The organism is Kitasatospora arboriphila (assembly GCF_039528095.1).
Lineage (GTDB): Bacteria > Actinomycetota > Actinomycetes > Streptomycetales > Streptomycetaceae > Kitasatospora > Kitasatospora arboriphila.
In genome coordinates this window covers 27,492-50,330 of the sequence record NZ_BAAALD010000033.1, presented here as the reverse complement: position 1 = coordinate 50,330, position 22,839 = coordinate 27,492, and the positions used below count along the sequence as shown (strand labels likewise).

At 75.4% G+C, this 22,839-nt stretch carries 20 protein-coding genes; 8 read left to right on the top strand and 12 right to left on the bottom strand.

Going from position 1 to position 22,839, the window contains the following annotated elements; all coding sequences use genetic code 11:
- The first annotated feature begins 113 nt into the window (after window positions 1–113).
- The gene (locus tag ABD353_RS18520; protein ID WP_344624730.1) at window positions 114–965 is read left to right on the top strand and encodes a YhjD/YihY/BrkB family envelope integrity protein; all 852 of its coding nucleotides are present in this window, start codon (window positions 114–116) and stop codon (window positions 963–965) included.
- A 36-nt stretch (window positions 966–1,001) separates the two neighbouring features.
- Here the strand turns inward: ABD353_RS18520 and ABD353_RS18515 are convergent, their stop codons facing one another.
- The gene (locus ABD353_RS18515) at window positions 1,002–3,389 is read right to left on the bottom strand and encodes a glycoside hydrolase family 65 protein (RefSeq protein WP_344624729.1); all 2,388 of its coding nucleotides are present in this window, start codon (window positions 3,387–3,389) and stop codon (window positions 1,002–1,004) included.
- A 210-nt stretch (window positions 3,390–3,599) separates the two neighbouring features.
- Between ABD353_RS18515 and ABD353_RS18510 the strand changes: the two genes are divergently transcribed.
- The gene (locus ABD353_RS18510; RefSeq protein WP_344624728.1) at window positions 3,600–4,328 is read left to right on the top strand and encodes a helix-turn-helix domain-containing protein; all 729 of its coding nucleotides are present in this window, start codon (window positions 3,600–3,602) and stop codon (window positions 4,326–4,328) included.
- A gap of 27 nt (window positions 4,329–4,355) precedes the next feature.
- On the opposite strand, the gene ABD353_RS18505 is transcribed toward ABD353_RS18510, so the two are convergent.
- From ABD353_RS18505 to ABD353_RS18495, 3 genes are all read right to left on the bottom strand, one after another.
- Window positions 4,356–5,837, bottom strand: coding sequence for a S28 family serine protease (locus tag ABD353_RS18505; RefSeq protein WP_344624727.1), 1,482 nt, complete (start codon window positions 5,835–5,837; stop codon window positions 4,356–4,358).
- A 105-nt stretch (window positions 5,838–5,942) separates the two neighbouring features.
- Window positions 5,943–6,872 carry an NAD(P)-dependent oxidoreductase gene (locus ABD353_RS18500; protein ID WP_344624726.1) on the bottom strand — a complete coding sequence of 310 codons (930 nt, stop codon included), beginning with the start codon at window positions 6,870–6,872 and terminating at the stop codon, window positions 5,943–5,945.
- Window positions 6,873–6,959: 87 nt separating this feature from the next.
- Window positions 6,960–7,955, bottom strand: a complete 996-nt coding sequence (locus ABD353_RS18495) for an endonuclease/exonuclease/phosphatase family protein (protein ID WP_344624725.1) — start codon at window positions 7,953–7,955, stop codon at window positions 6,960–6,962.
- A gap of 331 nt (window positions 7,956–8,286) precedes the next feature.
- Here ABD353_RS18495 and ABD353_RS18490 point away from each other — a divergent pair, with 331 nt between their 5' ends.
- Window positions 8,287–9,105 carry a peptidoglycan recognition protein family protein gene (locus ABD353_RS18490; protein WP_344624724.1) on the top strand — a complete coding sequence of 273 codons (819 nt, stop codon included), beginning with the start codon at window positions 8,287–8,289 and terminating at the stop codon, window positions 9,103–9,105.
- Here the strand turns inward: ABD353_RS18490 and ABD353_RS18485 are convergent.
- Window positions 9,084–9,308, bottom strand: coding sequence for a hypothetical protein (locus tag ABD353_RS18485; RefSeq protein ID WP_344624723.1), 225 nt, complete (start codon window positions 9,306–9,308; stop codon window positions 9,084–9,086). The two genes, ABD353_RS18490 and ABD353_RS18485, sit on opposite strands and share 22 nt — an antisense overlap.
- A gap of 167 nt (window positions 9,309–9,475) precedes the next feature.
- On the opposite strand from ABD353_RS18485, the gene ABD353_RS40455 reads away from it, so the two are divergent.
- A complete protein-coding gene (locus ABD353_RS40455; protein WP_425555188.1) occupies window positions 9,476–11,377 on the top strand; it encodes a SpoIIE family protein phosphatase in 1,902 nt (633 codons plus the stop codon).
- Between the two features lie 10 nt (window positions 11,378–11,387).
- On the opposite strand, the gene ABD353_RS18470 is transcribed toward ABD353_RS40455, so the two are convergent.
- A complete protein-coding gene (locus ABD353_RS18470) occupies window positions 11,388–13,124 on the bottom strand; it encodes a PP2C family protein-serine/threonine phosphatase (protein WP_344624722.1) in 1,737 nt (578 codons plus the stop codon).
- A gap of 218 nt (window positions 13,125–13,342) precedes the next feature.
- Here ABD353_RS18470 and ABD353_RS18465 point away from each other — a divergent pair, with 218 nt between their 5' ends.
- The gene (locus ABD353_RS18465; protein ID WP_344624721.1) at window positions 13,343–13,969 is read left to right on the top strand and encodes a LuxR C-terminal-related transcriptional regulator; all 627 of its coding nucleotides are present in this window, start codon (window positions 13,343–13,345) and stop codon (window positions 13,967–13,969) included.
- A 113-nt stretch (window positions 13,970–14,082) separates the two neighbouring features.
- On the opposite strand, the gene ABD353_RS18460 is transcribed toward ABD353_RS18465, so the two are convergent.
- The 6 genes from ABD353_RS18460 to ABD353_RS18435 form a co-directional block, all read right to left on the bottom strand.
- Window positions 14,083–15,204, bottom strand: a complete 1,122-nt coding sequence (locus ABD353_RS18460; protein WP_344624720.1) for a M24 family metallopeptidase — start codon at window positions 15,202–15,204, stop codon at window positions 14,083–14,085.
- A 25-nt stretch (window positions 15,205–15,229) separates the two neighbouring features.
- Complete coding sequence (locus tag ABD353_RS18455) at window positions 15,230–16,585, bottom strand: dipeptidase (RefSeq protein ID WP_344624719.1); 1,356 nt, start codon at window positions 16,583–16,585, stop codon at window positions 15,230–15,232.
- A 59-nt stretch (window positions 16,586–16,644) separates the two neighbouring features.
- Window positions 16,645–17,085, bottom strand: coding sequence for a hypothetical protein (locus tag ABD353_RS18450; protein WP_344624718.1), 441 nt, complete (start codon window positions 17,083–17,085; stop codon window positions 16,645–16,647).
- A complete protein-coding gene (gene gadC, locus ABD353_RS18445; protein ID WP_425555187.1) occupies window positions 17,082–18,563 on the bottom strand; it encodes a glutamate/gamma-aminobutyrate antiporter GadC in 1,482 nt (493 codons plus the stop codon). The genes ABD353_RS18450 and gadC overlap by 4 nt, the downstream gene beginning before the upstream one ends.
- 133 nt (window positions 18,564–18,696) lie before the next feature.
- Window positions 18,697–18,912: a helix-turn-helix domain-containing protein gene (locus tag ABD353_RS18440; protein WP_344624717.1), complete on the bottom strand. Its 216-nt coding sequence runs from the start codon at window positions 18,910–18,912 to the stop codon at window positions 18,697–18,699.
- Window positions 18,913–19,035: 123 nt separating this feature from the next.
- The gene (locus ABD353_RS18435) at window positions 19,036–19,329 is read right to left on the bottom strand and encodes a hypothetical protein (protein ID WP_344624716.1); all 294 of its coding nucleotides are present in this window, start codon (window positions 19,327–19,329) and stop codon (window positions 19,036–19,038) included.
- A 546-nt stretch (window positions 19,330–19,875) separates the two neighbouring features.
- On the opposite strand from ABD353_RS18435, the gene ABD353_RS18425 reads away from it, so the two are divergent.
- The 3 genes from ABD353_RS18425 to ABD353_RS18415 form a co-directional block, all read left to right on the top strand.
- Window positions 19,876–21,393, top strand: a complete 1,518-nt coding sequence (locus ABD353_RS18425; protein ID WP_344624715.1) for an alkaline phosphatase — start codon at window positions 19,876–19,878, stop codon at window positions 21,391–21,393.
- Between the two features lie 76 nt (window positions 21,394–21,469).
- Entirely contained in the window at window positions 21,470–21,985 is a 516-nt protein-coding gene (locus ABD353_RS18420) for a hypothetical protein (RefSeq protein WP_344624714.1), read from the top strand.
- Between the two features lie 132 nt (window positions 21,986–22,117).
- The coding region (locus ABD353_RS18415; RefSeq protein WP_344624713.1) for a PAS domain-containing protein at window positions 22,118–22,839 on the top strand (722 nt) is incomplete at its 3' end.

Below are 22,839 nucleotides of genomic sequence, written 5' to 3'. Positions count from 1 at the left end.
GCGCAGGGGAGTGAGTGACCGATGGCGGCGTGCCGGTCCGACCCCGCAGGGGCGGTGCGGCCCGCGCGCCGCCGTCCGGCCGTACGGCGTCGCCCGGACGGGGGAACCCCGCGGTGACCGGCGGCCAGCACCTCCAGGGGCGGCCGCTGCCGCGGTCCGGCGGCCCGCAGCAGGGCGGTCTGCGGGCGCGGCTGGCCGAGGCGGCCCGGGAGACCTGGCGGCGCGGCCGGGAGATCGAACTGCTGCACCGCTCGATGGCCTTCGCCGCGCTCTGCTTCGTCACCGTGGTCCCGCTGCTGGTCGTGATCGCCGCAGCCTCGCCGACCAGCGGCAGCGGGATCGCCGACTGGATGATCGACGGCCTCGGACTGTCCGGCCGCTCGGCCGCCGCGGTGGACGAGCTCTTCGCCTCCCGCCGCGAGGTCGTCACCACCACGACCGGGCTGAGCCTCGCCGCCCTGGCGGTCTTCGGGGTGTCGCTGATGGCGGCGGTGCAGAACGCCTACGAGCGGATCTGGCAGCTGCCGCCGGGTGCCTGGCACTCGGTGTGGCGCCAGGTGGTGGGCCTCGGCGGGCTGATCGGCTACGTGCTGCTGGCGGCCTGGAGCGGGGTGCCGTGGCACCGCACCGGCGCCCAGCCGGCCCTGCGGGTGGCGGCGACCCTGATCGGCGGGCTGCTCTTCTTCTGGTGGCTGCCGCGGCTGCTGCTCGGCTCCCGGGCGTCCTGGCGCACGCTGCTCCCGGGGGCGGTGCTGACCGTGTGCGCCCTGGTCGGGCTGCGGGTGTTCTCCCGGCTGGCGTTCGCCCCGATGATCGTCTCCAACGCGGTGTCCTACGGGGCGATCGGCACCGTGCTGGTGGTGCAGTCCTGGCTGATCGGCGTCGGCTACTGCGTGTACGCGGGCGCCCTGGCCGGTCAGGCCCTGCAGCGCCCGCCCACCCCGCGCCGCCGCGGCCCCCGCTGAGGAAGCCCCGGCCCCCGCCGGACAGGACCGGCCGGTTCAGAGCGACAGGACGCGGCGCTCGCCCGGGTGCACGGTGAAGCAGGAACCGCGCAGCCGGACCCGGATCGGCTCCTCGCGGCCCTCGCGCAGCGAGACGGTCACTGTGCGCCGGTCGACCGCGACCGTCACCCCCCGGTGGCCGCGGTAGTGCAGGTCCAGCTCCAGCCGTCCCAGTGCGGAGGGCAGCCGCGGGTCGAGCCAGAGCGCGTCCTCGCGGATCTCCAGGCCGGTGTAGCAGCGCTGCAGCAGGTCCACGGTGCCGGCCATCGCGCCGAGGTGGATGCCCTCGGCGGTGGTGCCGCCCTGCAGGTCCTCGCGGTCGGCGGCCAGCGCGTCACGGAAGAACCGCCAGGAGGCCCGGCGGTCCGAGCGGGTCAGCACCCAGGCGTGCACCACCGCGCTGAGGGTCGAGCCGTGCACGGTGCGCGGCAGGTAGTGGCGGACGGTGCGGCGCAGCAGTTCCTCCCCGGCCGGGTAGCCGAGCCGGCGCAGCAGGCCGCGGACCTCACGGGCGGAGAACAGCTGGAAGAGCATCAGGGCGTCCGCCTGCTTGGAGGCCTTGTAGCGGTTGACGGTGTCGCCCTCCGCCTCCAGGATCCGGTCGAGGCGCCGCAGGTCGGGGTAGTGCCGCCGGTAGCGTTCCCAGTCGAGTTCGGCGAGCCGTTCGTAGCCCTCGAACTGGCTGAGCACGCCGTCGTGGAAGGGCACGTGCAGGCGCCGGCCGACCTCCTGCCAGCGGTCCCGTTCGGCCCGGTCGAGGTCGAGGCGTTCCAGCAGTTCGTCGCGCCGGCGGCCGGGCAGCGCGTCGAGGGCGTCCAGGCCGCGGGCCAGCACCCAGGAGGCGAGCACGTTGGTGTACGCGTTGTCGTCCAGGCCGGGCCGGTCGGCCCACGGGTAGGCGTCGTGGTACTCGTCCGGGCCGAGCACGCCGCGGATCGAGTACCGCTCGCGTGCCGGGTTCCACTCGGCGGCCGAGGACCAGAACCGGGCGATCTCCAGCAGCATCTCTGCGCCGGTGTCGGCCAGGAAGCCGCGGTCGCCGGTGGCCTGGTAGTACTGCCAGACGTTGTAGGCGACGGCCGAGCCGACGTGCCGCTGCAGATGGCTGTGGTCGGGCAGCCAGCGGCCGGACATCGGGTTGAGGTGCAGCCGCTGCGATTCCTCGCGGCCCTCGCTGCCGCTCTGCCAGGGGTACATCGCGCCGCGCAGTCCGGCCTCGCGGGCGGCGCTGCGGGCCGCGCCGAGCCGCCGGTGCCGGTAGTCGAGCACGGCCCGGGCGAGTTCCGGGAAGCGCAGGTCGAGCAGTTGGAGGACGAAGAGCTCGTCCCAGAAGACGTGGCCGCGGTAGGCCTCGCCGTGCAGCCCGCGGGCCGGGATGCCGACGTCCAGGCCGACGGAGTGCTCGGAGTAGGTCTGCAGCAGGTGGAAGAGGTGCAGGCGGAGCGTGCCGATCCCGTCGAAGTCGGCCTCGATCCGGCAGCGGCGCCACAGCTCGGCCCAGCGCAGCGCGTGCTCGTCGGCCAGCTGCCCGAAGTCCCCGGCCGACGCGGCGAGCACGGTCGCGGCGTGCAGCGGGTCCCCGGCGTCCGGGTCGCGGTCGGTGCAGACGGCCACGGTCTTCTCCACCGTGACGGGCACGCCCTGCTCCGCGCCGACGGTGAGGATCTGCGCCGCCCGGCCGGGTCCGGTGTGCACGGCGGTGACGGCGGGGACGGGGGCGCCGGCACGGTGGGCGCGGGTGCGGGCGGCGAGGGCGATGCGCCGCGGCGGGTCAGCCGTGGCGACCTCCAGCAGGAGCAGGCCGTCGGGTCCGGCGCCCTGCTCCACCGGGTGGAGGTGGTGCCTGGTCAGCCCGTGGTAGCGGGCCACGCCGGAGTTGGTGACGGTGCCGTCCAGCGCCGAGCGGACCTCCAGCGGCCCGGACCAGTTCTCCGGCAGCAGCTCGGTCTCCAGGGCGACCAGGTGCGGCCGGGCCTGGCTGGCGATCCTTCGCTGGACGAGCCGGGTCCGCCGGCCATCGCCGTCCTCCACCAGGGCGTGCCGGGTCAGGACGCCCCGGCGCAGGTCGAGCACCAGGCGCTGGGCCGCGGGCGGGCCGGTGAACCAGGTGCCGCCGGCCGGCCGGAAGGTGAGCGGCAGCCAGTTGGGGCAGTTGACCAGGTCCTCGTTCTCGACCTGCCGCCCGCCGACGGCGGTGGCCGTGCGGTCGTAGCAGCCGGCCAGGTACGTGCCCGGGTAGTGGACCCCGTCGGCGGTGGACTCCGGTGCGGCGCCGCGGGTGACCAGGTAGCCGTTCCCCACCGCGCAGAGCGTCTCGCGCACGCCCTCCGCGGCCGGGTCGAAGCCCTCGTACGCGAGCTGCCAGTCCTCCGCGGGACTGCGCACCGCTCCACCTCACCCTCGCGACGGCATCCCCGGGCAGCCACGCTATGCCGCCGTTCGGGCGGCCGCATCCGGTTGCGCACGGCCGCCGCCGGCAGGCCGCCGGCCGTTCGGCCCCGGCGGGGAGGCCTCCGGCCTGGCGTCCGGGGTGCCGCGGCCCCACGCTGGACAGCAGGGGGCACCGGAGCGTCGCCGCACGAACGGGCACCGGACATGAACGAGACCACCAGGACCCCGGCCGCCGCCGAGCAGGCCGCCGGCCACCCGGACGACATCGCCCGGCGGGTCGTCAGCCGCTGCCGGCAGCTCGGGCTCGGCCAGGACGAGGTGGCCGCCCGGGCCGGCATGTCGCCGCGCTACCTCGGCCAGCTGCTGGACTTCGGGCCGGGCTTCGACCCGGGCGCGGTCTTCCGCCTCGCCCGGGTCCTCGGCGTGAGCCGGGCGGACCTCGTCGAGGGCCGCGCGGACGCGCCGCCCGGCCGTGCGCCGGGCGCGGCCCGGGCGCGGATGCTCAGGCTCACCGAGCAGGAGTGCTGGGACCGGCTCGGCACCCACGGCGTCGGCCGGCTCGCCCTCCCGGGGGAGCGGTTCCCGCTGGTGCTGCCGGTCAACTACACCGTGGACGGCACCACGGTCGCCTACCGCACCGCCGACTTCGGCGCCGCGGCGGCCGCGGTCGGTGACGGCGTCGCCTTCGAGGTGGACCGCATCGACGAGCACCGCAGCAGCGGCTGGAGCGTCCTGCTCGGCGGCCGGGCGGAGCGGGTGCAGGACCCGGAGGCCGAACGGCGGCTGGTCGAGCTCGCCGTCGGCGAGCCGTGGGCGGGCGGCCACCGGACGCTGTGGATCCGCGTCGTGCCGGAGTCGGTGACGGGCCGGGTGGTCGGACCGGCCGGCGGGCGGGGGGGGGGGGGCCGGGGCGGGGGGGGGGGCGGGGCGTGAGGAACCGGCCCGGCGCCGCCGGAGCGGTCAGCCGGGCAGGCCGGGCAGGCCGGGCAGGCGGTGGCGTTCGGCCGGGTCGGGCGCGTCGAGGAGGGCGTCGTACGGGGCCGGTGCCGGGGACGCCGTGAGGCCGCTGCCGCCGGCCGGGGGCAGGCCGGCCCAGCGGAGCAGGGCGTCGGTGGCCAGGGTGCGGTCGGCCGGGGCGAGGGCGGTGATCGAGGCGCCGTGGTTGCCGTCGGCCACCGTCAGCACGTGGCTGTCGCGGGTCCGGGCGGAGACGGAGAAGCGCTCGGCGCTCCACGGGTCCCGGCCGCCGTACACGAAGAGGGTGTTGCGGGCGTTCCGGCGGATCCAGCGGTCGACGTCCCGGGTCGTGCCCGGGTCGAAGGGGCGTCGGGCGACCTTGTCCGGGATGTAGTCCCACACCGAGATCCGGTACTTCAGCAGGCCCTTGAGCTGCGGGTACGCCACCTCGGGCGCGCCGAGCTCGGTGGCCGCCTGGTAGTAGTACGGCGCGTAGTACGAGAGCGTCTGGTCGGTGTAGAAGGAGAAGCCGTCGACGGCGTCGAACCAGTCCCACAGCTGCTGGTCGGTGGCGTCCCGGCCGGGGACGGCCGCGCAGTCGGCCTCGGTGCCGTACTGCCAGAACGCCCACGGCGTGTCGACGACCACGGCCTCCAGGGCCTTGTCGGCGCTGCCCATGTACTCCGCGGAGAAGGTGTAGCCGTTGTCGCGGGCGTACTGCTCGTAGCGGGCGGTGAGCGCGGTGCGGCGGCGCAGCGCCTCCACCTGGGCGCCGGCGATCGCGGCCCGGCACTCGGGGGTGCCGTTGCTGCGGATGACGTCCGCGTAGGCGCGGTCGCCGGGCCGGGCGGCGTCGTCCGGGGCGACGTAGGCGACCGTGCCGTCCATGTCGCCGGGGTGGAACCGCTCGTAGTGGGCGGCGTTCATGCCGCCCTTGCTGCCGCCGGTGGCGATCCAGTGGCCGGGGTAGAGCGCCTTCAGCGCCGTGAAGACCGCGTGCTGGTCGGCGGTGGCCTGACGGACGTTCAGGGTCGACCAGTCGCCGCCGGTGGCGGGCTCCGAGCCGCGGAAGAACCGGTACTCCAGGGAGACCTGGTTGGCGTCGAGCAGCCGGGTGGGCTCGGAGCGGGACGGGCCGGGGTCGGCCGGCAGTCCGTAGCCGCTCGCGGAGAGGACGGTCGGCCGGTCGGCGCCGCGGTGCAGCACGGTGAGCCGCTGCTGGAAGCTGCCGCGCCCGGGGTGGTCGTGGTCGACGGGCTGGGTGTAGGTCAGCACGAAGAAGCGGTAGCCGTCGACCGGCTTCTCCTGGACGACGGTCATGCCCGGGATCGCGGCGAGCCGGTCCTTGAGGTCGGTGTCCCGGGTCGCGGCCGCGGCGGCGGGCGCGCCGGTGCGGGCCGGGCCGTCCGCGGCGAACGCGGGGGCGGGGAGCAGACAGGCGGACACGAGGCCCGCCGCGAGGGTGGTCCACAGGCGGCTGCGCAACAGGGGTCTCCCGGGGCGGCGAAGTCAAGCGACGGTGTAAGTGCGTTTAACCCGTCGCACAACCTAGGTGCGGCCCGGCCCGGCCGCAAGGCTTTTGACGGAATGTCATGTTCGCGGATCGGGGTCCGGCGCGCCGCCTTCGCCCGGTGCGCCCGCGTCCTCCCGGGGGAGGGCGGCGCGGCGCCGCGAGGTCTCGCCCAGCGCCGCCAGGTCCTGGCCGCCCCGGCCGTGCGCCACACCCTCCAGCAGGGCGTCGCGCAGCACTCCGGCGAGCGGCATCGGCACCCGGGCGGCGGCCGCGGTGTCCAGCGCCAGGCCGACGTCCTTGAACCCCAGGTCGAGCCGGAACCCGGCGGGCTCGTACCGCCGTTCGGCGATCATCGCGCCGTACCCCTCGTACACCGGCCCGGGGAAGACCGTGCCGGTCAGCACGGACAGCAGGTCCTCGGCGGCCAGCCCGCTCGCCTCGCCGAGCGCGGTCGCCTCCGCCACCGCCTCGACCGCCGAGACCAGCACGAAGTTGGCGCAGATCTTGGCCGTGTTGGCGATCTCCGGCCGGTCGCCGAGCCGCCAGGTCCGCCGCCCCATCGCCTCGAACAGCGGGGCGGCCCGGTCCAGCGCGTCGGCCGGACCGGCCGCCAGGATCGCCAGGTTGCCCGCCGCGGCGACCTCGCCGCGGCCCAGCACCGGCGCCGCCACGTAGGCCACCCCGTGCCGTGCGTGCAGCTCCGCCGCCCGGCGCGCCAGCGCGGGGGAGACGGTGGCCATGTTGACGTGCAGGGCGGCCGCCGCCGAGGCCAGCGCCTTCTCGTCGAGCAGCACCGACTCCACCGCGGCGTCGTCCGCGAGCATCGACACCACGGCCCGGCACCGCCACACCCCGGCCGGCCCGTCGGCCGCCTCGGCGCCCTCCGCGACGAGCTCCCGCACCGGCTCCGGCGACCGGTTCCACACCGTCACCCGGTGTCCTGCCGCCAGCAGTTGACGGACCATCCCGCGGCCCATCGTGCCCAGACCGACGAATCCCACGTCCACCGTGCCGACTCCCTGCCTCGTGGTCCGCGGGGCCCGGCCGGGCCCCGCGGGGTCGTACCGGTGATCGTAGGCGTACCCGGGCGGCCGTCAGCCGGTGACGGCGAGTTCGGCGACCACCGCCCGGTGGTCGGTGCCCGGCAGGGTGCGCTCGGCGACGGTGACGGCCTTCAGCCCGTCGCCGTGCAGCACGTGGTCGAGCTGCAGTACCGGTGGCAGCACCGGGCGGTCCGCGGGCCAGGTGCCGTCGAAGCCCCGGCCGAGCTCGGCGTGGGTGTCGGTCAGGCCGGTGTCGAGCAACCGCCGCATCGGCGTGTGGTCCAGGGTGGCGTTGAAGTCACCGAGCAGGACGGCGTTGCGGGCCCGCCCCGCCACGTCCGAGCGGAGCGCGTCGAAACCGGCCGCCCACTTCCGCGAATCGCCCAGCGGGTAGTAGGTGTGCACGGCGACCACCCGCACGGTACGGCCCTCCACCGCCACCTCGGCCGAGGTCGGCTCGTCGGAGAACGGCGCGTCCGCCACCCGGGCCGCGGAGAGCGGCAGCCGCGAGTACAGCGCCGTGTCGGAGTACCGGCCCGCCACCTTGTACGGCAGCACCCCGGCCATCCCGGCGCGCTCCAGGGCGTTCGCCAGCCCCGGGTTCGACTCCTCGACCGCGAGCACGTCCACCCGCTCCTCACGGGCCAGCCGGACCAGCGCCGCCGGATCCACCTGCCCCAGGTAGGCGTTGCTGGTGGCGAGCCGCAGCCGCGGCGCGGACGTCGGCACCCCGCCGCCGTCCCCGACGAACCGCGGCACCAGCCAGAACAGCTGCACCGCGGTCAGCGCGAGGGCCACCGCCGTGAGCGCCCGGGACCGCAGCAGCGCCGTGGTGAACAGCACCAGCACGCTCAGCACCGCCACGTACGGCACGCCCGCGACCGGCAGCGACAGGTCCGTCCCGTCGTCCAGCCCGCCGAGCCGCACCACGATCAGCGCGGCCGGCACCAGCAGCACCAGCGCGCAGCAGGCCAGCACGGCGAGCCGCAGCGCACGCAGCCACCCGGGCGCGACCGGCGGCGCAGCAGGGGCCTCGACCTCCGTCACAACACCGACCATCCGACACTCCCGCCTCCCGCGCCCGCGCACCGGGCGCCGCTCGACCGACGTCGCACCGCCGGGCACCGCCTCCGCGGTGATCACCGGGCGGCGATGTCGACTGGAGACGCGGGGACGGGGCCGGACGGTTCCGCCGGTCGTCACGGCCGGCCGGGAGGCACCGCGCGACACGCCCGGACCCGCCGCGGGCGACGGAGGGTCAGCCCGACGGTCGGTCAGGAGCCGCGACCGACCCGGTCGGCGTAGGGGGTACGGCGGACGGACCGGACACGCGGGCGACAAGGTGCGGGGCCGACGGGCGGACCGTAGCTTCCGTGGCATGGACATCAACCGTCGTCTGGTGCTGCGCCGCGCCCTGCAGGGCGTCGCCGCCGGGGCCGTGACCGCGCTGCCGGCCATGGCCCGCCCGCGCCGTTCGGCCGCCGCCGACGGCCCGCCCGCGGCGGCGGTGCCGCCGGCCGCCCCGGCCCTCCCCGTCCCGGCCGAGCCGCCGATCGTGCTGCGCTCCGCCTGGCAGTCCGCGGATGCGGTGCCGAAGGTGCAGTACGACCGGGCGGTGCGGGCGGTGCTGGTGCACCACACCGACGACCCGAACTCCTACACCGCGGACGAGGTGCCCGACATCCTGCGGGCGATCCGCCGCGACCACCTGGAGTTCCGCGGCTGGGACGACATCGGCTACAACTTCCTCGTCGACCGCTTCGGCCGGATCTGGGAGGGCCGCCTCGGCGGCGTCGACCGTCCGGTCGTCGGCGCCCACACCATGGGCTTCAACCGCGACACGGTCGGCATCGCGGCGATCGGCACGTACAACGCCGGGACGGAGGTCCCGCAGGCCGTGCTGGACTCGATCGCCCGGCTGGCGGCCTGGAAGCTCGGCCTGCACGGGGTGCGCGCCGACGCCCGCTCCGAACTCACCTCCACCAACAGCGGCAGCCGGTTCCCGGTCGGCGCCCGGCACGCGTTCAACGCGGTCTCCGGGCACCGGGACGCCTTCTGCACCCTCTGCCCGGGCGAGTCGCTGTACGCCGCGATCCCCGGCATCGTCGACCGGGCCTGCCGCCTCCAGCAGGAGGCCGCGGCCGCCTCCGGCGCACCGCAGGCCCCGGCGGCGGCTCAGACCGGCTTGACCGCGTAGAGCTCCAGGTGGCCGCAGGCCGGGCAGCGGAAGGCGTCGACCTGCCAGCGCGGCTTGCCCATCCGCTTCGCGACGCCGAAGATGCCGCGCTCCAGCACGCCCGGTATCCACCGGGCATAGCCGTAGGACGACTGGCCGGTGTCCTCGACGAAGCCCGGCTCCAGCCCGACGGCACTGCACTGCGTGCACTTCAGGTTCTCCACGGCAGGGAGTGTAGGAGGCGTTCGGGCAGCTGTGCGAGGGCTTTGGCCGAGCCGGTGGCTCCGACGCCGCCGGCGCCCGCCCCGGGGCACGCGGCAGCCTCCCGGTCGCCGGGACGGACCCCGTCCGCGGCTGCGGGCGGGGCCGCTCGGGCGGTCGCCGCGCGTTGGTGACACACCCGCGCCCGGGCAGGCGGCAGACTCGTGGCACCAGCCGACGGATCGGGGAGAGTGGAGGTGGCCGGGTGGCCCGCGTGCCGCTGCTGTCGCTGCGCGGGATCTCCAAGCGGTACGGCACCCTGCAGGCCCTCAGCGACGTGGACCTGGAGGTCGTCCACGGCGAGGTGCTCGCGCTCGTCGGCGACAACGGCGCCGGCAAGTCCACCCTGATCAAGGCGATCGCCGGGGTGAGCGCCCCGGACTCCGGCGTCATCGCGTGGGAGGGCCGGCCGGTCGAGCTGCGGCGGCCCCGCGACGCCCAACAGCTCGGCATCGCCACCGTCTACCAGGACCTCGCGCTCTGCGAGAGCCTCGACGTGGTCGCCAACCTCTACCTCGGCCGCGAGCTGCGCCGCTTCGGGACGCTGCGCGAGGTCGAGATGGAGCGGCGCTCGCGCGCCCTGCTGGAGCGCCTCTCGGTGCGGCTGCCCAGCCTGCGCATCCCCGTGCTGTCCCTCTCCGGCGGCCAGCGCCAGGCCGTCGCCATCGCCCGGTCCCTGATCGGCGACCCCAAGCTGGTGCTGCTCGACGAGCCGACCGCCGCCCTCGGCCTGGAGCAGAGCTCGCAGACCCTCGACCTGATCCGGCGGCTGCGCGAGCAGGGCCACGCGGTCGTCGTCATCAGCCACAACCTCGACGACGTGCAGGCCGTGGCCGACCGGGTGGCGGTGCTGCGGCTCGGCCGGAACAACGGCGTGTTCGAGGCGAAGTACACCACCCAGGAGCAGATCACCGCCGCGATCACCGGCAGCCACCCGATGGCCGTCACCCTGCAGCAGAGCCTGCTGCCGCGCGGCCTGCCCGAGCAGGACGCCGTGGACGCCGCCTACCGCTACCTGCCCGCGCACGCGGGCGTCGGCGGCGACTGGTTCGACGTGATCCCGCTCTCCGGCGCCCGGGTCGCCCTGGTCGTCGGCGACGTCGTCGGCCACGGCCTGCACGCCGCCGCCACCATGGGCCGGCTGCGCACCGCCGTGCACAACTTCTCGGCGCTCGACCTCGCCCCGGACGAACTGCTGACCCACCTCGACGACGTGGTCAGCCGGATCGACCAGGAGGAGACGGCCGGCGGCATGGAGGGCGCCATCATCGGCGCCACCTGCCTGTACGCCATCTACGACCCGGTCTCCCGGCGGTGCCGGCTGGCCCGGGCCGGCCACCTGCCGGCCGTCCTCGTCCACCCGGACGGCACGGTGGAGATCCCCGACACGCCCGTCGGCCCGCCGCTCGGCCTGCGCGGCATGCCGTTCACCACCGCCGAGCTGGAGGTGCCCGAGGGCGCCCAGCTGGTGCTCTACACCGACGGGCTGGTGGAGGCCCGGACGAGGGACATCGACATCGGGCTCGACCTGCTGCGCGCCGCGCTCTCGCATGCCGACCGCAGCCCGGAGGAGACCTGCCGGGCCGTGCTGGAGGAACTCCTGCCGCACCGCCCGGAGGACGACGTGGCGCTGCTGGTCGCCCGTACCCGCGCGCTGCCCGCCGACCGGGTCGCCGAGTGGGTGGTGCCCCCCGACCCGGCGGCCGTCGCCGAGAGCCGGGCCGCGGCCACCGCCCAGCTGCGCCGCTGGGACCTGGAGCTGCTGGAGCCCGGCACCGAGCTGGTCCTCAGCGAGCTGGTCACCAACGCGATCCGGCACGCCGCCGGCCCGATCCGGGTGCGGCTGCTCTTCGACCGGTCGCTGATCTGCGAGGTCTCCGACGGCAGCAGCACCTCGCCGCGGCTGCGGCAGGCATCCTCGACCGACGAGGGCGGTCGCGGCCTGTTCCTGGTCGCGCAGATCGCCGAGCGCTGGGGCACCCGCTACACCGACACCGGCAAGGTCATCTGGGCCGAGCAGAACCTGCCGTGAGACGCACCGGTCAGCGCCTGCGGACCCGGGCGGCGAGCACCGCCACGTCGTCCTCCGCGGCCTCCGGCGTCAGCGCGTGGAGGACCGAGTCCAGCAGGTCGTCCAGGTCGCCGGCGGCGGGCAGCCGCAGCGCGGCGAGCCGGGCCAGCGAGGCGTCGATGTCCTCGCCGCGCCGCTCCACCAGGCCGTCGGTGTACAGCAGCAGCACCTGGTCGGGCAGCAGTTCGCGGGCCTGCTGCTCGTAGCCGCCGAGGCCGGTGCCGAGCGGCGGGCCGGTCGGCACCACGACCAGCTCGGTCGGCCGGTCCGCGAGGACGAGCGCGGGCGGCAGGTGGCCGGCGCTGGAGAACGTCCACCGGTTGCGGCCCGGGTCGGCGAGCGCGAGCAGACAGGTCGCCGGACGCGAGGACTCGTTCTCCGAGATCAGCGCGTCCAGCTGGCGCAGGATGCGGTGCGGCGGCAGGTCCATCCCGGCCACGTCCCGCAGCATCGAGCGGTAGGTGCTCATGTCGACCGCGGCCTCCACACCGTGCCCCATGACGTCGCCCATCACCAGCAGGGTCCGCCCGAACGGCAGCCGCACCGTCTCGTACCAGTCGCCGCCCACCACCGAGCTGGTGCCCGAGGGCAGGTAGCGGGAGGCGAGCTCCAGGTTCGGGTGCGGGTTGCCCGGCTCGGCGAGCAGCGCCTGCTGCAGCTGCAGGGCGATGCCCTGCGAACGGGTGTAGCGGCGGGCGTTGTCGATCCCGACGGCGGCCCGCCCCGCAAGGTCGCCGACCAGCAGCGTGTCGTCCTCGGTGAAGGCCCGCGCGGACTCGCCGGCGCGGGCCAGCGACAGCACCCCGAGGACGCGGCCGCGCGCGGTCAGCGGGACGGCCAGCACCGAGTCCAGCCCGGCCGCCCGGTACGCGGCCGGGCCGGCCTGCTCCGCGGAGCCGGGCCAGGAGCCCTCCCGCACCGGCGCGGCCACCGGACGGCCGGTGCGCAGGCACCGGGCGACGGCCGAGCCCTCCGGGTGGCGCACCGATTCGCCGGGGCGGGCCAGCGGGGCCAGGTGCGGCTTCAGGGCGGCCGTGCAGACCGCGGCGGCCCGGTGCAGCCGCAGCGTGCCGCCCGGCGCCCCGCGCTCGACCGCCTCCGGCGCCAGCAGCTCGACGGTCGCCAGGTCGGCCAGTGCGGGCACCGTGAAGTCGGCGAGTTCCACGCAGGTGGTGTCGACGTCCAGGGTGGTGCCGATCCGGCCGGCGGCGGCGTCCAGCACGGCCACCCGGATCCGGGCCCGTTCCAGCTCGTGCGGCAGGTCCGGTCCGGTCGCCGGCGGCCGAGGCTCCTCGGCCGGGCCGAGCGCGGCGAGCACCAGCCCGGCCGTCCGGCCGCCGATCACCAGCCGCCGGGCGCGCAGCCGCAGCCGGGGCACCGCGGGGTGCCCGGCGGACGGTTCGCGCGGGCTGCCGTCGACCAGGACCGCGTCCAGTGCGGGCGCCGCGGCGGCGAGCGCGGCCTCGGCGGCCGCCCCGCCGAGCAGCCGCTCCGGGCCGACCGCCGCGGTGCGGCAGAACGCCGGGTTCGCCCAGCGCCAGCGCAGGTCCGGGCCGACCAGCGCGAGGCCGACCGGGGCGTCCGTCAGGACGTGCCGCAGCAGTTCCTCGCCGCCCGTGGCCAGCGCGGCCGCCGCCCGGTCGATCGAGTCCCGCGCCGCGGTCGAGGCGTCGTCGGCGGCGTCCCGGCCCGAAGCCTCCGCGTGCAACGCGCCTCCTCGGCCGTGTCGGCACCCCACTGCCCAGGATCACGCGGGCCGGAGCCGGGCGCATCCAATGCCGCCCCGGCCCGGCCCGGCCCGCGCGGGACCACCCGGCCCGGTTCCGGGTGCCGGGCCGCCGGTCAGGGCGAACACTGGAGCTGTGCGGGCGAGCCGCGGCCCCGCGCCGCGGCGTGACCGTGCGCCGCCCCGGCCGAGGACCACCCATGAGCACAGACCTGAGACGTGTCGCCGTCATCGGTGACTGTCCGCTCTTCCGGCGCGGCCTGGCCCAGGCCGTGGACGCCGCGGAGGACCTGGTCTGCGCGGTCGGTGCGGCGTCGGTGCACGAGGCCGAGGCCGACCTCGAAGCGGGCGACGTCGTCCTGCTCGACCTGAAGTTACCGCCCGGCGAGCTCGCCGAGGTCGCCCACCGGCTCGCCGGCCGCGGCCTGGCCGTGCTGGTGCTGTGCTCCGACTCGCAGCGCGACGTGCTGCCGCCGATGCAGGCCGGCGCCCGCGGATGCCTCAGCCGGCAGGCGGGCGAGATCGAACTGCTCGCCGCGATCCGCCTGGTCGCCGCCGGCTGCTCCTACGTCTCCGCCGATCTCGCCGTCCGCCCCTGGCCGGAGGCCGAGGCCCGGGTCACCGACCGGGAACGGCAGATCCTCGCGCTGCTCGCCGGCGGCGAGACCGACCACGGCATCGCCCGGCGGCTGGGCATCAGCGAGCACACCGTCCACTCCCACCTGGACCGCCTCCGCGACAAGGTCGGCTCCCGCCGCCGCGTCGACCTGACCCGTTTCGCCCTCGCCCACGACATCCTCCCGGGCGACCCGCACGATCCCGCCTGAGGCCTGAGGCCTGAGGCCTGAGGCCCGTGGTCATGGGGGCGTACGGGCGCCCCTTGTGGGGCGTCGACGACCTCCGAGGACGCGCCCCCGTGAGGCATCCCGGAGCCGGGCCGTCAGGCGACGGTGCCCAGGTCGTGCGGGGTGTTGTTGAAGCGGCGGCCGCCGTGCGGGGTGACGGTGACGATGTCCTCGATGCGGACCCCGAAGCGGCCGGGGAGGTAGATGCCCGGCTCGATGGAGAAGCACATGCCCGGCACCAGCTGCTGCTTCTCGCCCTCGACCATGTACGGCGGCTCGTGCGTGGTGAGGCCGATGCCGTGGCCGGTGCGGTGGATGAAGTACTCGCCGTACCCGGCCTCGGTGATGACGGCCCGGGCGGCCCGGTCGATCTCCTGGCACTCCACACCCGGCCGGACGGCCTCGAAGGCGGCCTGCTGGGCGAGCCGCACCACCTCGTGGACCTCCGTGACCTCGTCCGGTGCATCCTCCCCGACGTGCACCGTGCGGGTGGTGTCGGAGCCGTAGCCGTCCTTGAGGCCGCCGAAGTCGAGGACGACGGTGTCGCCCTCCTGGATCACCCGGTCGTCGGCCTCGTGGTGCGGGTTGGCGCCGTTCGGGCCGGAGCCGACGACGGTGAAGTCGACCTGGCTGTGCCCGTACTCGAGCAGCAGCGCGGCGAGGTCGGCGGCGACCTCGTTCTCGGTGCGGCCGGCGAACGGCACCTCCAGGATCCGCCGGTAGGTGGCGTCCGCGGCGCCGCCGGCCGCGGCGAGCCGCTCCAGCTCGTCAGGGTCCTTGACGGCCCGCAGCATCGGCAGGGCCTGGGTCAGCGAGGCGTACCGGCTGTCCGGCAGCGCCTCCTGGAGGGCCAGTAGGTGCAGCGCCCAGGCCGAGTCGGAGATGCCGTAGCACCCGGCCGGGTCCAGGACGGGCGCGACCGCCTCGCGGTAGGGGTCGGTGCCGTCCGTCCAGTCGGTGAACCGGACGGCGGCGGCGCCGGGGGCGGCCTCGGCGTCAGGCCGTTCCAGTCGCGGAACCACCAGCACGGGTTCGGTGTCGGGGGTGAGCAGCAGTGCGGTCAGCCGCTCGGTCAGGGCGGTCGGCCGGTAGCCCGTCAGGTAGACGAGGTCGGGGCCGGGGGTGACGACCAGTCCGGAGAGTCCGGCCAGGGCGGCGGTCTCGACCGCCAGCGCCATCCGGCGGGTGAAGTCCTCGGTGGTGAACGGTGCGGGCATGGCGGCGGCCTCTCCGGAGGGACGGTCAGGAACGGTCTGCGTAGTACCGCAGGAACAGGGCCTCGACAAGGGCCATGTGCTCGATCTCGGACGGATCGACGCTCTCGTTCGGAGCGTGGATGAGGCAGCGCGGCTCCTCGACGCCCATCAGGACGATCTCCGCCTCGCGGTAGGTGTCGGCGAGCACGTTGCACAGCGGGATGGAGCCGCCCTGGCCGAGGAAGGAGACCGGCTTGCCGTAGGCCCGCCGCATCGCCCGGTCGAGTGCCGCGTACGCCCTGCCGTTCGTGGCGGCGCGGAACGGCGAGCCGGTGCCCTCGGTCTCGACCTCGACCGCGGCGCCCCAGGGCGCGGCGTCGGTGAGGTGGGCGGCGAGCGCGTCGCGGGCCGCCTGCGGGTCGGTGCCGGGCGGCACCCGCAGGCTCACCCGGGCGCGGGCGGTGGCGGGCACCGCGGCGGCCGAGCCGACCACCGGCGGGCAGTCGATGCCGAGGACGGTGACCGCGGGCCGGGCCCACAGCCGGTCGGCGACCGTGCCGGAGCCGGTCAGCGCGACGCCCTCCAGCACCCCGGCGTCGCGGCGGAACTGCTGCTCGTCGTAGCCGACGCCCGGCCAGGTCCCGTTGCCGTCCAGGCCCTTGATCCGGGTGCCGCCGGCGGTGTCACGCAGCGAGTCGAGGATGCGGATCAGCGCGGCGAGCGCGTCCGGGGCGGGCCCGCCGAACATGCCGGAGTGCAGGTCGCCGGCCAGCGTCCGCACGGTGACGACCACGTTGGCGAGGCCGCGCAGGCTGGTGGTGGCGGTGGGCACCCCGACCTCGGCGTTGCCGGTGTCGCAGATCAGCAGGGCGTCGGCGTGCAGCTCGTCGGTGTGCTGCCGCACGTACGCCTCCAGGCCGCCGGTGCCCTGCTCCTCGGAGCCCTCGGCGACGAACTTGATGCCGACCGGGACGTCCTCGCCGAGCGCCCGCAGCGCGGTGAGGTGCATGACGACGTTGCCCTTGCAGTCGGCGGCGCCGCGCCCGTACAGCCGGCCCTCGCGCTCGGTCAGCTCGAAGGGCGGCGAGGTCCAGGCGGCGTCGTCCAGCGGCGGCTGCACGTCGTAGTGGCAGTACAGCAGCACGGTCGGGGCGCCGGGCGGCGGCGGGCGGTGGCCGATCACGGCGTGGCTGCCGTCGGGCGTCTCGGCGAGGTGCACGTCGTGCAGGCCCGCGTCGGCGAAGGCGGCGGCGACCCACTCGGCGGCCCTCCGGCAGTGCTCCGGCGGGTACTGGCGGGGGTCGGCGACCGAGGGGATCGCGACCAGCTCGGCGAGGTCGGCCAGGGCGCGGGGCATCAGGGCGGAGATCCGCCCGGCGAGGTCGTCGGCGGGGTCGGACATGGCGGCTCCCGGGGCGCGGGCGGGCCGCGCCGCCGGGGTGGGCGGCACGGCCGGCCGGGTCAGGTGTTGACGGTCTTGGCGGTGTCGAGGTCGTCGAGCTTGTCGCGGAAGTCCTCCAGCTTGTCCGGGCAGTACACGTTCAGGACGATCGCCTCGGCCTCGACGGACCTGGCGTTGGCGACGATCGGGCGCTGGCCGGGCCCGGCCGCGCCGTTCGCCAGGTTGACCTTCCACAGCGCGTTGTTCAGCGTGCCGGCCGGGTCCTCGCAGACCGCGCCGCCGTCGGTACCCAGCGTCTTCGCGATCTGCTCCTGGTCCGGCACGGCCCGGTAGCCGGCCGCGACCAGCTCGTCGGAGAGCTGCTGCGCCTTGCGGTAGGACTCGTTGGTGGCGTGCTGCTGGGTGTAGGTGATCAGGCCGATCACCAGCATGGCGAGCAGCAGCACGATCGCGCCGATGTAGATCCAGCGGTGCTCGGAGGCCATCCGGGTCGGGCTCATGCCGCACCTCCTTCGGCGGCGGCGGCCTCCGGCTGGCGCCAGCTCGGCTTGCGGGTCTTCAGGAAGGCGAGCGGGATGATCAGGCCGAGCAGCAGCAGGCCGCCGCCGACGATCAGGACGTACGACCAGACGCTGCCGCCGCTGAACTGCGAGGACGGCACGAAGCCGATGACCATGGCTGCGGCGGAGGCCGCGAAGCCGGTCACGCAGAGCACGACGAGCGCCGGGGCCCGGTAGCCGCGCGGGTGGTCGGGCTGGTTGCGGCGCAGCCGGATCGCCGCGAGGAACATCAGCAGATACATGATCAGGTACACCTGGGTGGTGATCACCGAGAAGATCCAGTACGCGCTGGAGACGCTCGGGATGAAGGCGTACATCAGGGCGATGGCGGTGGTGACCACGCCCTGGGTGACCAGGATGTTCTGCTGCACGCCGTGCGCATTGAGCTTCTGCAGGAACGGCGGCAGGTAGCCCTCCTGGCGGGAGATCAGCAGCAGGCCCTTGGACGGGCCGGCCAGCCAGGTCAGCATGCCGCCCAGCGAGGCGGCGACCAGGCCGACCGCGATCACCGGGGTGAGCCAGCCGATGTCGAAGTACTGGAAGAACGCGTCGAAGGCCTGCATCACGCCGGCCGTCAGGCTGAGCTGGTCGGCGGGCACCACCCAGCTGATCGCCAGCGCCGGCAGGATGAAGATCAGCAGTACCAGGCCCATCGCCAGGAACATCGACTTCGGGAACTCCTTCGGCGGGTCCTTCAGCGAGGAGACGTGGACGGCGTTCATCTCCATGCCCGAGTAGCTGAGGAAGTTGTTGACGATCAGCACCAGGCTGGCCAGGCCCGTCCAGGCCGGGAAGATGTGACTGGCGTTCATCGGCGCGGCCGAGGGGTTGCCCTGGCCGAGGAAGACCAGGCCGAGCACGACCAGCAGCGTGCCCGGGATGAGGGTGCCGATCACCAGGCCCCAGGAGGCGAGGCCGGCGACCGCGCCCGTCCCGCGGGAGGACACCCAGACGCCGGTCCAGTACAGCACCATGATCACGATGGCGGTGTAGAGGCCGCTGTTGGCCAGCGCCGGATCGATCACGTACGCGATGGTCGAGGCCACGTAGGCCAGCAGGCTCGGGTAGTAGAAGATCGTCATCGCGAACTGGCACCAGACCGCGAGGAAGCCCAGCGGCTTCGACAGCCCCTGGGCCACCCAGTTGTAGACCCCGCCCGTCCAGCCGGAGGCGAGCTCCGCGGAGACCAGCGCCGTCGGCAGCAGGAAGACGATCGCCGGGACGATGTAGAGGAACACGCAGGCCAGGCCGTACACCGCCATGGTGGGCGCGGCCCGCAGGCTCGCCACCGAACTGGTCGTCATCAGGGCCAGCGTCAGCCAGGTCATCCGCGGCGCCGACACCGCCTGCTGTACGGCGGGAGCCGCCCCGGTGACCTGCCGGCCGCCCTCGCCGGCCGGGACGTCCATCGTGCTCATGTGCACTCTCCTTCCGGCAGCGCCGGGCTGCTCCCTCACCCTTCGTGGCCGCCCCGGCCGGCGCATCCGGCTCGGCCCGTTCGTGTGACGACCCTTCCCGGACGGCCGCGCAGTACGGGCGGCGGCGGCCCCGTCAGGGCAGCATGGGGACGGGCCGTGCCCGGAGCCGACCGGCCGGCCCGCCGAGGTCGATGCCCAGGGCCCGCCCGATCTGCTCGACCCGGCGGGCGACGCTGCCGTGGTGCAGGTGCAGGAACTCCGTCGCGCGGCGCAGCGAACCGGTGGCGCAGTAGGCGTCCAGGGTCTCCAGGTCGTCCGGGCAGGCGGCGACCCGGGCGACGGCCGCCACGTCGGGGTTTTCGCGCAGGGCGTCCGCGGGCGTCTCGGCCAGCAGGGCGAGCGCGCCCAGGTCGGCGTGGCGGACGACCGGTTCGCGCGGGGTGGTGAAGCGCAGCGCGGTGCGGGCCTGCCGTCAGGAGGCGTCCGGGCTGCCCGCGCAGCCGATGCCCGCACGGACGCCCGCCGGGATCCGCGCCGGGTCGACGGCGGCGGCGAGGACGACGCCGACACCCGCGAGCGGCGCGGCCTTCACCGGGTGGGCCGGGCAGAGCGCGGTGCCGATCCGGTCGAGCGGGAGCTCCGAGCGGACGGCGAGGGCGTGCACCGGCCGGTCGGCGGCGAAGCCCAGCAGGCGCAGGGCCCGGGCCCGGTCCGCCTCGTCGCTGTGCGGGCTGACGGTCAGTTCGACGAGGGCGGGATCGGCCATCGTGGTGCGGGCCGGGGCGCTCCAGCCACTGGCGGCACTACCTGGGCTCCCGGCCGGCGACCCCGTACGCCGCGCACGCGCGGGCCGCCGACCTGTCCGGACTGCCGTCCGCCTACATTGCCACCGCGGAGTTCGACCCAACCGCGACGAGGCCCTCGCCTACGGGCTGCGCCTGCTGCAGGCGGGCGTGTCGGTCGAACTGCACCAGTGGCCCGGCACCTTCCACGGCTCGCAGGCGATCCTGTCCGCAGAGATCTAGCAGCGGCAGAACGCCGAACTCGGGGCCGTGCTGTGCTGTGTTTTCACCGACCGAGCCGCGGGGCCGGCGGCCCGCCGGGGCGGGTGTCACCGGACGGACGGGACACCCGCCGGCGGTATCGGAAACGGAAGGATCTTGACCGCGCGTCAGGTGTTCGACCGTACGTCATGTCCACTGCGTACGCGGTTCACTTCGTGCTCCTATCTTCACACCGCCCGGGGTCGTTCCCGGGTGCGCGCCGCGGCACCGATCTGCCGGGCGCGCCGATGTGTCGAGGAGACACCCTGATGCAGCGCAAGGCCTTGAAGGCCGCCACCGTGCTGGCACTCTCGGGCAGCCTGGTCGGCGGTGCGGCGGTCAGCGCCCACTCCGAGCCGGCCGAGCGGAACGAGCACCGCGCGGACATCCGCAACGTCATCTACCTGCTCGGCGACGGCATGGGCCGCACGCACGTCACCGCCGGCCGCGAGCGCTACTACGGTGCCGCCGGCCGCCTGAACATGGAGAAGCTGCCCTTCACCGGCGCTGTGGCGACCCACGCCGTCGAGAAGGACAGCACCCGGCCGGCCCTGGTCACCGACTCCGCCAGCTCCGCCACCGCCTGGTCCTCCGGTGTGAAGACCTACAACGCGGCGATCGGCGTGGACGCCTACGAGAAGAAGGTCGCCACCCTGATGGAGCAGGCCCACGCGGCCGGCTTCGCCACCGGCAACGTCTCCACCGCGGAGATCACCGACGCCACCCCGGCCGCCCAGTTCAGCCACGCCCTGCTGCGCGGCTGCCAGGGCCCGGTCTACTCCGACGCGGCCTGCCTGCCGAAGAAGGCCGACGGCAGCTACGAGTCCGCCCCGGCGGACCACACCCTGATCACCCCGATCGCCGAGCAGATCGCCCGCAACGGCACCGCCGACGTCGTCCTCGGCGGCGGCCTCGCCCGCTTCGAGCCGGACGACCAGAAGGCCCTCCAGGCCCAGGGCTACCAGGTGCTCGGCAGCTTCGGCGACCCGGCGCTGCCCGCGCAGACCGCCGCCACCCAGAAGGTCGCGACCAGGACCGACCTCGCCGCCGCCAAGGGCCGCAAGGTCGTCGGCCTGTTCAACCGCGGCAACCTGACGGTCGAGCAGGCCAAGGCCGGGCTGCCCGCCGACGCCCCGCAGCGCCAGGAGCCCACCCTCGCCGAGATGACGAACAAGGCCGTCTCGCTGCTCGGCAAGAACAACCACAAGGGCTTCTTCCTGCAGGTCGAGGGCGCCCAGATCGACAAGCGCTCGCACGCCAACGACGCCGCCCAGACCCTCGGCGAGGTCAAGGCCTTCGACGACGCGGTCGCCGCCGCCGTGGACTTCGCCAAGAAGGACGGCCACACCCTCGTGATCGTCACCGCCGACCACGAGTGCGCCGGCTTCAACATCATCGAGAAGGGCTCCTACACCAACGCCGAGGCGGCCGCCCCGCCGGCCAACACCGACGCCGGCAACCCCGCCAACAACAGCCTGCCCAGCCGTCCCACCAGCGGCGCCAAGGACCCGGCCCGCTCCAGCGGCATCGTCAACGGCGCAGGCGCCGGCGACCCGAAGAACTTCGCCCCGGCGACCTTCCGCACCCCCGACGACCCGGCCGGCGTCAAGGACGGCACCGCCGACGCCAGCCTCTGGCTGACCTACCTGTCCGGCAACCACACCGGCGCCGACGTGCCGATCTTCGCCTACGGCCCGGGCGGCGACCGCTTCGCCGCCAGCCAGGACAACACCTCGCTGTACGGGAAGATGTACAGCGCGCTCTTCCGGAAGGCCCCGCGGCACTGACCTGCCGCACCGCCCCACGCCGGAACCGGGGCCGGGAGGCACGATCCTCCCGGCCCCGCCGACACCCAGGAGCCCCATGCACCCCCGCCTCGGCGCCCTCGCCCGCCCTGCCCTGGCCGCCCTCACCCTCGGCCTGCTCGCCGGCTGCTCCGCTGCGCCCGCGGACGACCCGCAGCCGGCCCCGGTGCCCTCCGTCGCGCTGCCCGCGCCCAAGCAGGCCGCCGCGCCCGCCGCCGTCCTCGCCACACCGCCCGCCCCCGGCGAGGTCCGCGTCGAGGACGGCCCGTTCACCGACCGCGTCCGCCTCACCGGCCTGCGGCTGGACGGCGGCAGGGCCGTCACCGGCCACCTCACCGTCACCTCCGACGTCAGCGACGTCCTCGCCCTCGAACTCCGCGCCGCCTTCTACGACGCCAAGGGCACCCTGGTCGGCACCGGCGCCTTCCACTACCAGGAAGAGGAGGAGGCCTCCGGCCGGCACGACGGCCCGCACGCCGGCCGCGAGGGCATCGACCTCACCGTCGGCGCGGACCACCTCACCGGCACCCCCGCCGCCGCCGTCCTGTCACTGCCCGTGCTCGTCAACGAGTAGCCGCCCCGCCGCGCCGGGCACCCGGCACCGTTTGAGCCCGCCCCGCCCGCGGGCCATGCTGGAGGGTGCACGCGCGGGCCCGGCCCCGCACGGGCGAGGCCGGCGGCCCCGGCGACGGCGAGAAGAGCACCGATGGACGAGACAGGCGGCTCAGCGGAGAGTGATCGCGGCTCCCCGCCGGGGAACGCTGCGGCCGTCGTCGGCCCCGACGGCCGGCTGACCGCCTGGAGCCCCGGCGCCCGACGCCTGCTCGGCCACCGCCCCGAACAGGCTCTCGGCCTCCCCGCCGGAGACCTGCTCGCCGCCCCGCCGCCCGCCGCGGCGCTGCGCGCACTCGCCCGCGGCACCGAGTGGCACGGCCGGCTCGCCCTGCTCCACCGGGACGGCCGCCCCGTCACCGCCGACCTGCGCGCCACCCCGCTGCACACCGCCACCGGCACCGCCTGGACGGTCACCGCCGAACCCGCCGTCGCCCCCGACCCGGACGCCGCCGCCGAACCCGCCACCACCGGCCACCGGGAACTGCGCGAATGGGCTTTCAGCCAGCTGCCGATCGCCGTCGGCGTGTACGACCGGGAGACCCGCCTGGTCGGCGCCAACGACGAGGTGCTGCGGATGATGGGCGAGGGCGGCGAACCCGTCGGCCTGCTCATGGCGGAGACCGCCGACCGCTGGTCCGGACTGCCGCACGCCCGGCTCGCCGCCCTGATGAACCGGGTGCTCGCCGGCGGCGAGACCGTCCGCGCCGACCACCTCTTCCGCACCCCCGGCGAGGCCGGCGCGCACGCCTGGACGACCGTCCTCTACCCGCTCAAGGGCCCCGACGGCGGCGTCCGCGGCGTCGCCCGCGGGGG

Bases quoted from the DNA above. Each gene is read 5' to 3' on its own strand.
- ABD353_RS18490 (WP_344624724.1), top strand. From the start codon at position 8,287: ATGGACATCAACCGTCGTCTGGTGCTGCGCCGCGCCCTGCAGGGCGTC.
- ABD353_RS18510 (WP_344624728.1), top strand. From the start codon at position 3,600: ATGAACGAGACCACCAGGACCCCGGCCGCCGCCGAGCAGGCCGCCGGC.
- ABD353_RS18460 (WP_344624720.1), bottom strand. From the start codon at position 15,204: ATGCCCGCACCGTTCACCACCGAGGACTTCACCCGCCGGATGGCGCTG.
- ABD353_RS18465 (WP_344624721.1), top strand. From the start codon at position 13,343: ATGAGCACAGACCTGAGACGTGTCGCCGTCATCGGTGACTGTCCGCTC.
- ABD353_RS18435 (WP_344624716.1), bottom strand. From the start codon at position 19,329: ATGGCCGATCCCGCCCTCGTCGAACTGACCGTCAGCCCGCACAGCGAC.
- ABD353_RS18425 (WP_344624715.1), top strand. From the start codon at position 19,876: ATGCAGCGCAAGGCCTTGAAGGCCGCCACCGTGCTGGCACTCTCGGGC.
- gadC (WP_425555187.1), bottom strand. From the start codon at position 18,563: ATGAGCACGATGGACGTCCCGGCCGGCGAGGGCGGCCGGCAGGTCACC.
- ABD353_RS18450 (WP_344624718.1), bottom strand. From the start codon at position 17,085: ATGAGCCCGACCCGGATGGCCTCCGAGCACCGCTGGATCTACATCGGC.
- ABD353_RS18420 (WP_344624714.1), top strand. From the start codon at position 21,470: ATGCACCCCCGCCTCGGCGCCCTCGCCCGCCCTGCCCTGGCCGCCCTC.
- ABD353_RS18455 (WP_344624719.1), bottom strand. From the start codon at position 16,585: ATGTCCGACCCCGCCGACGACCTCGCCGGGCGGATCTCCGCCCTGATG.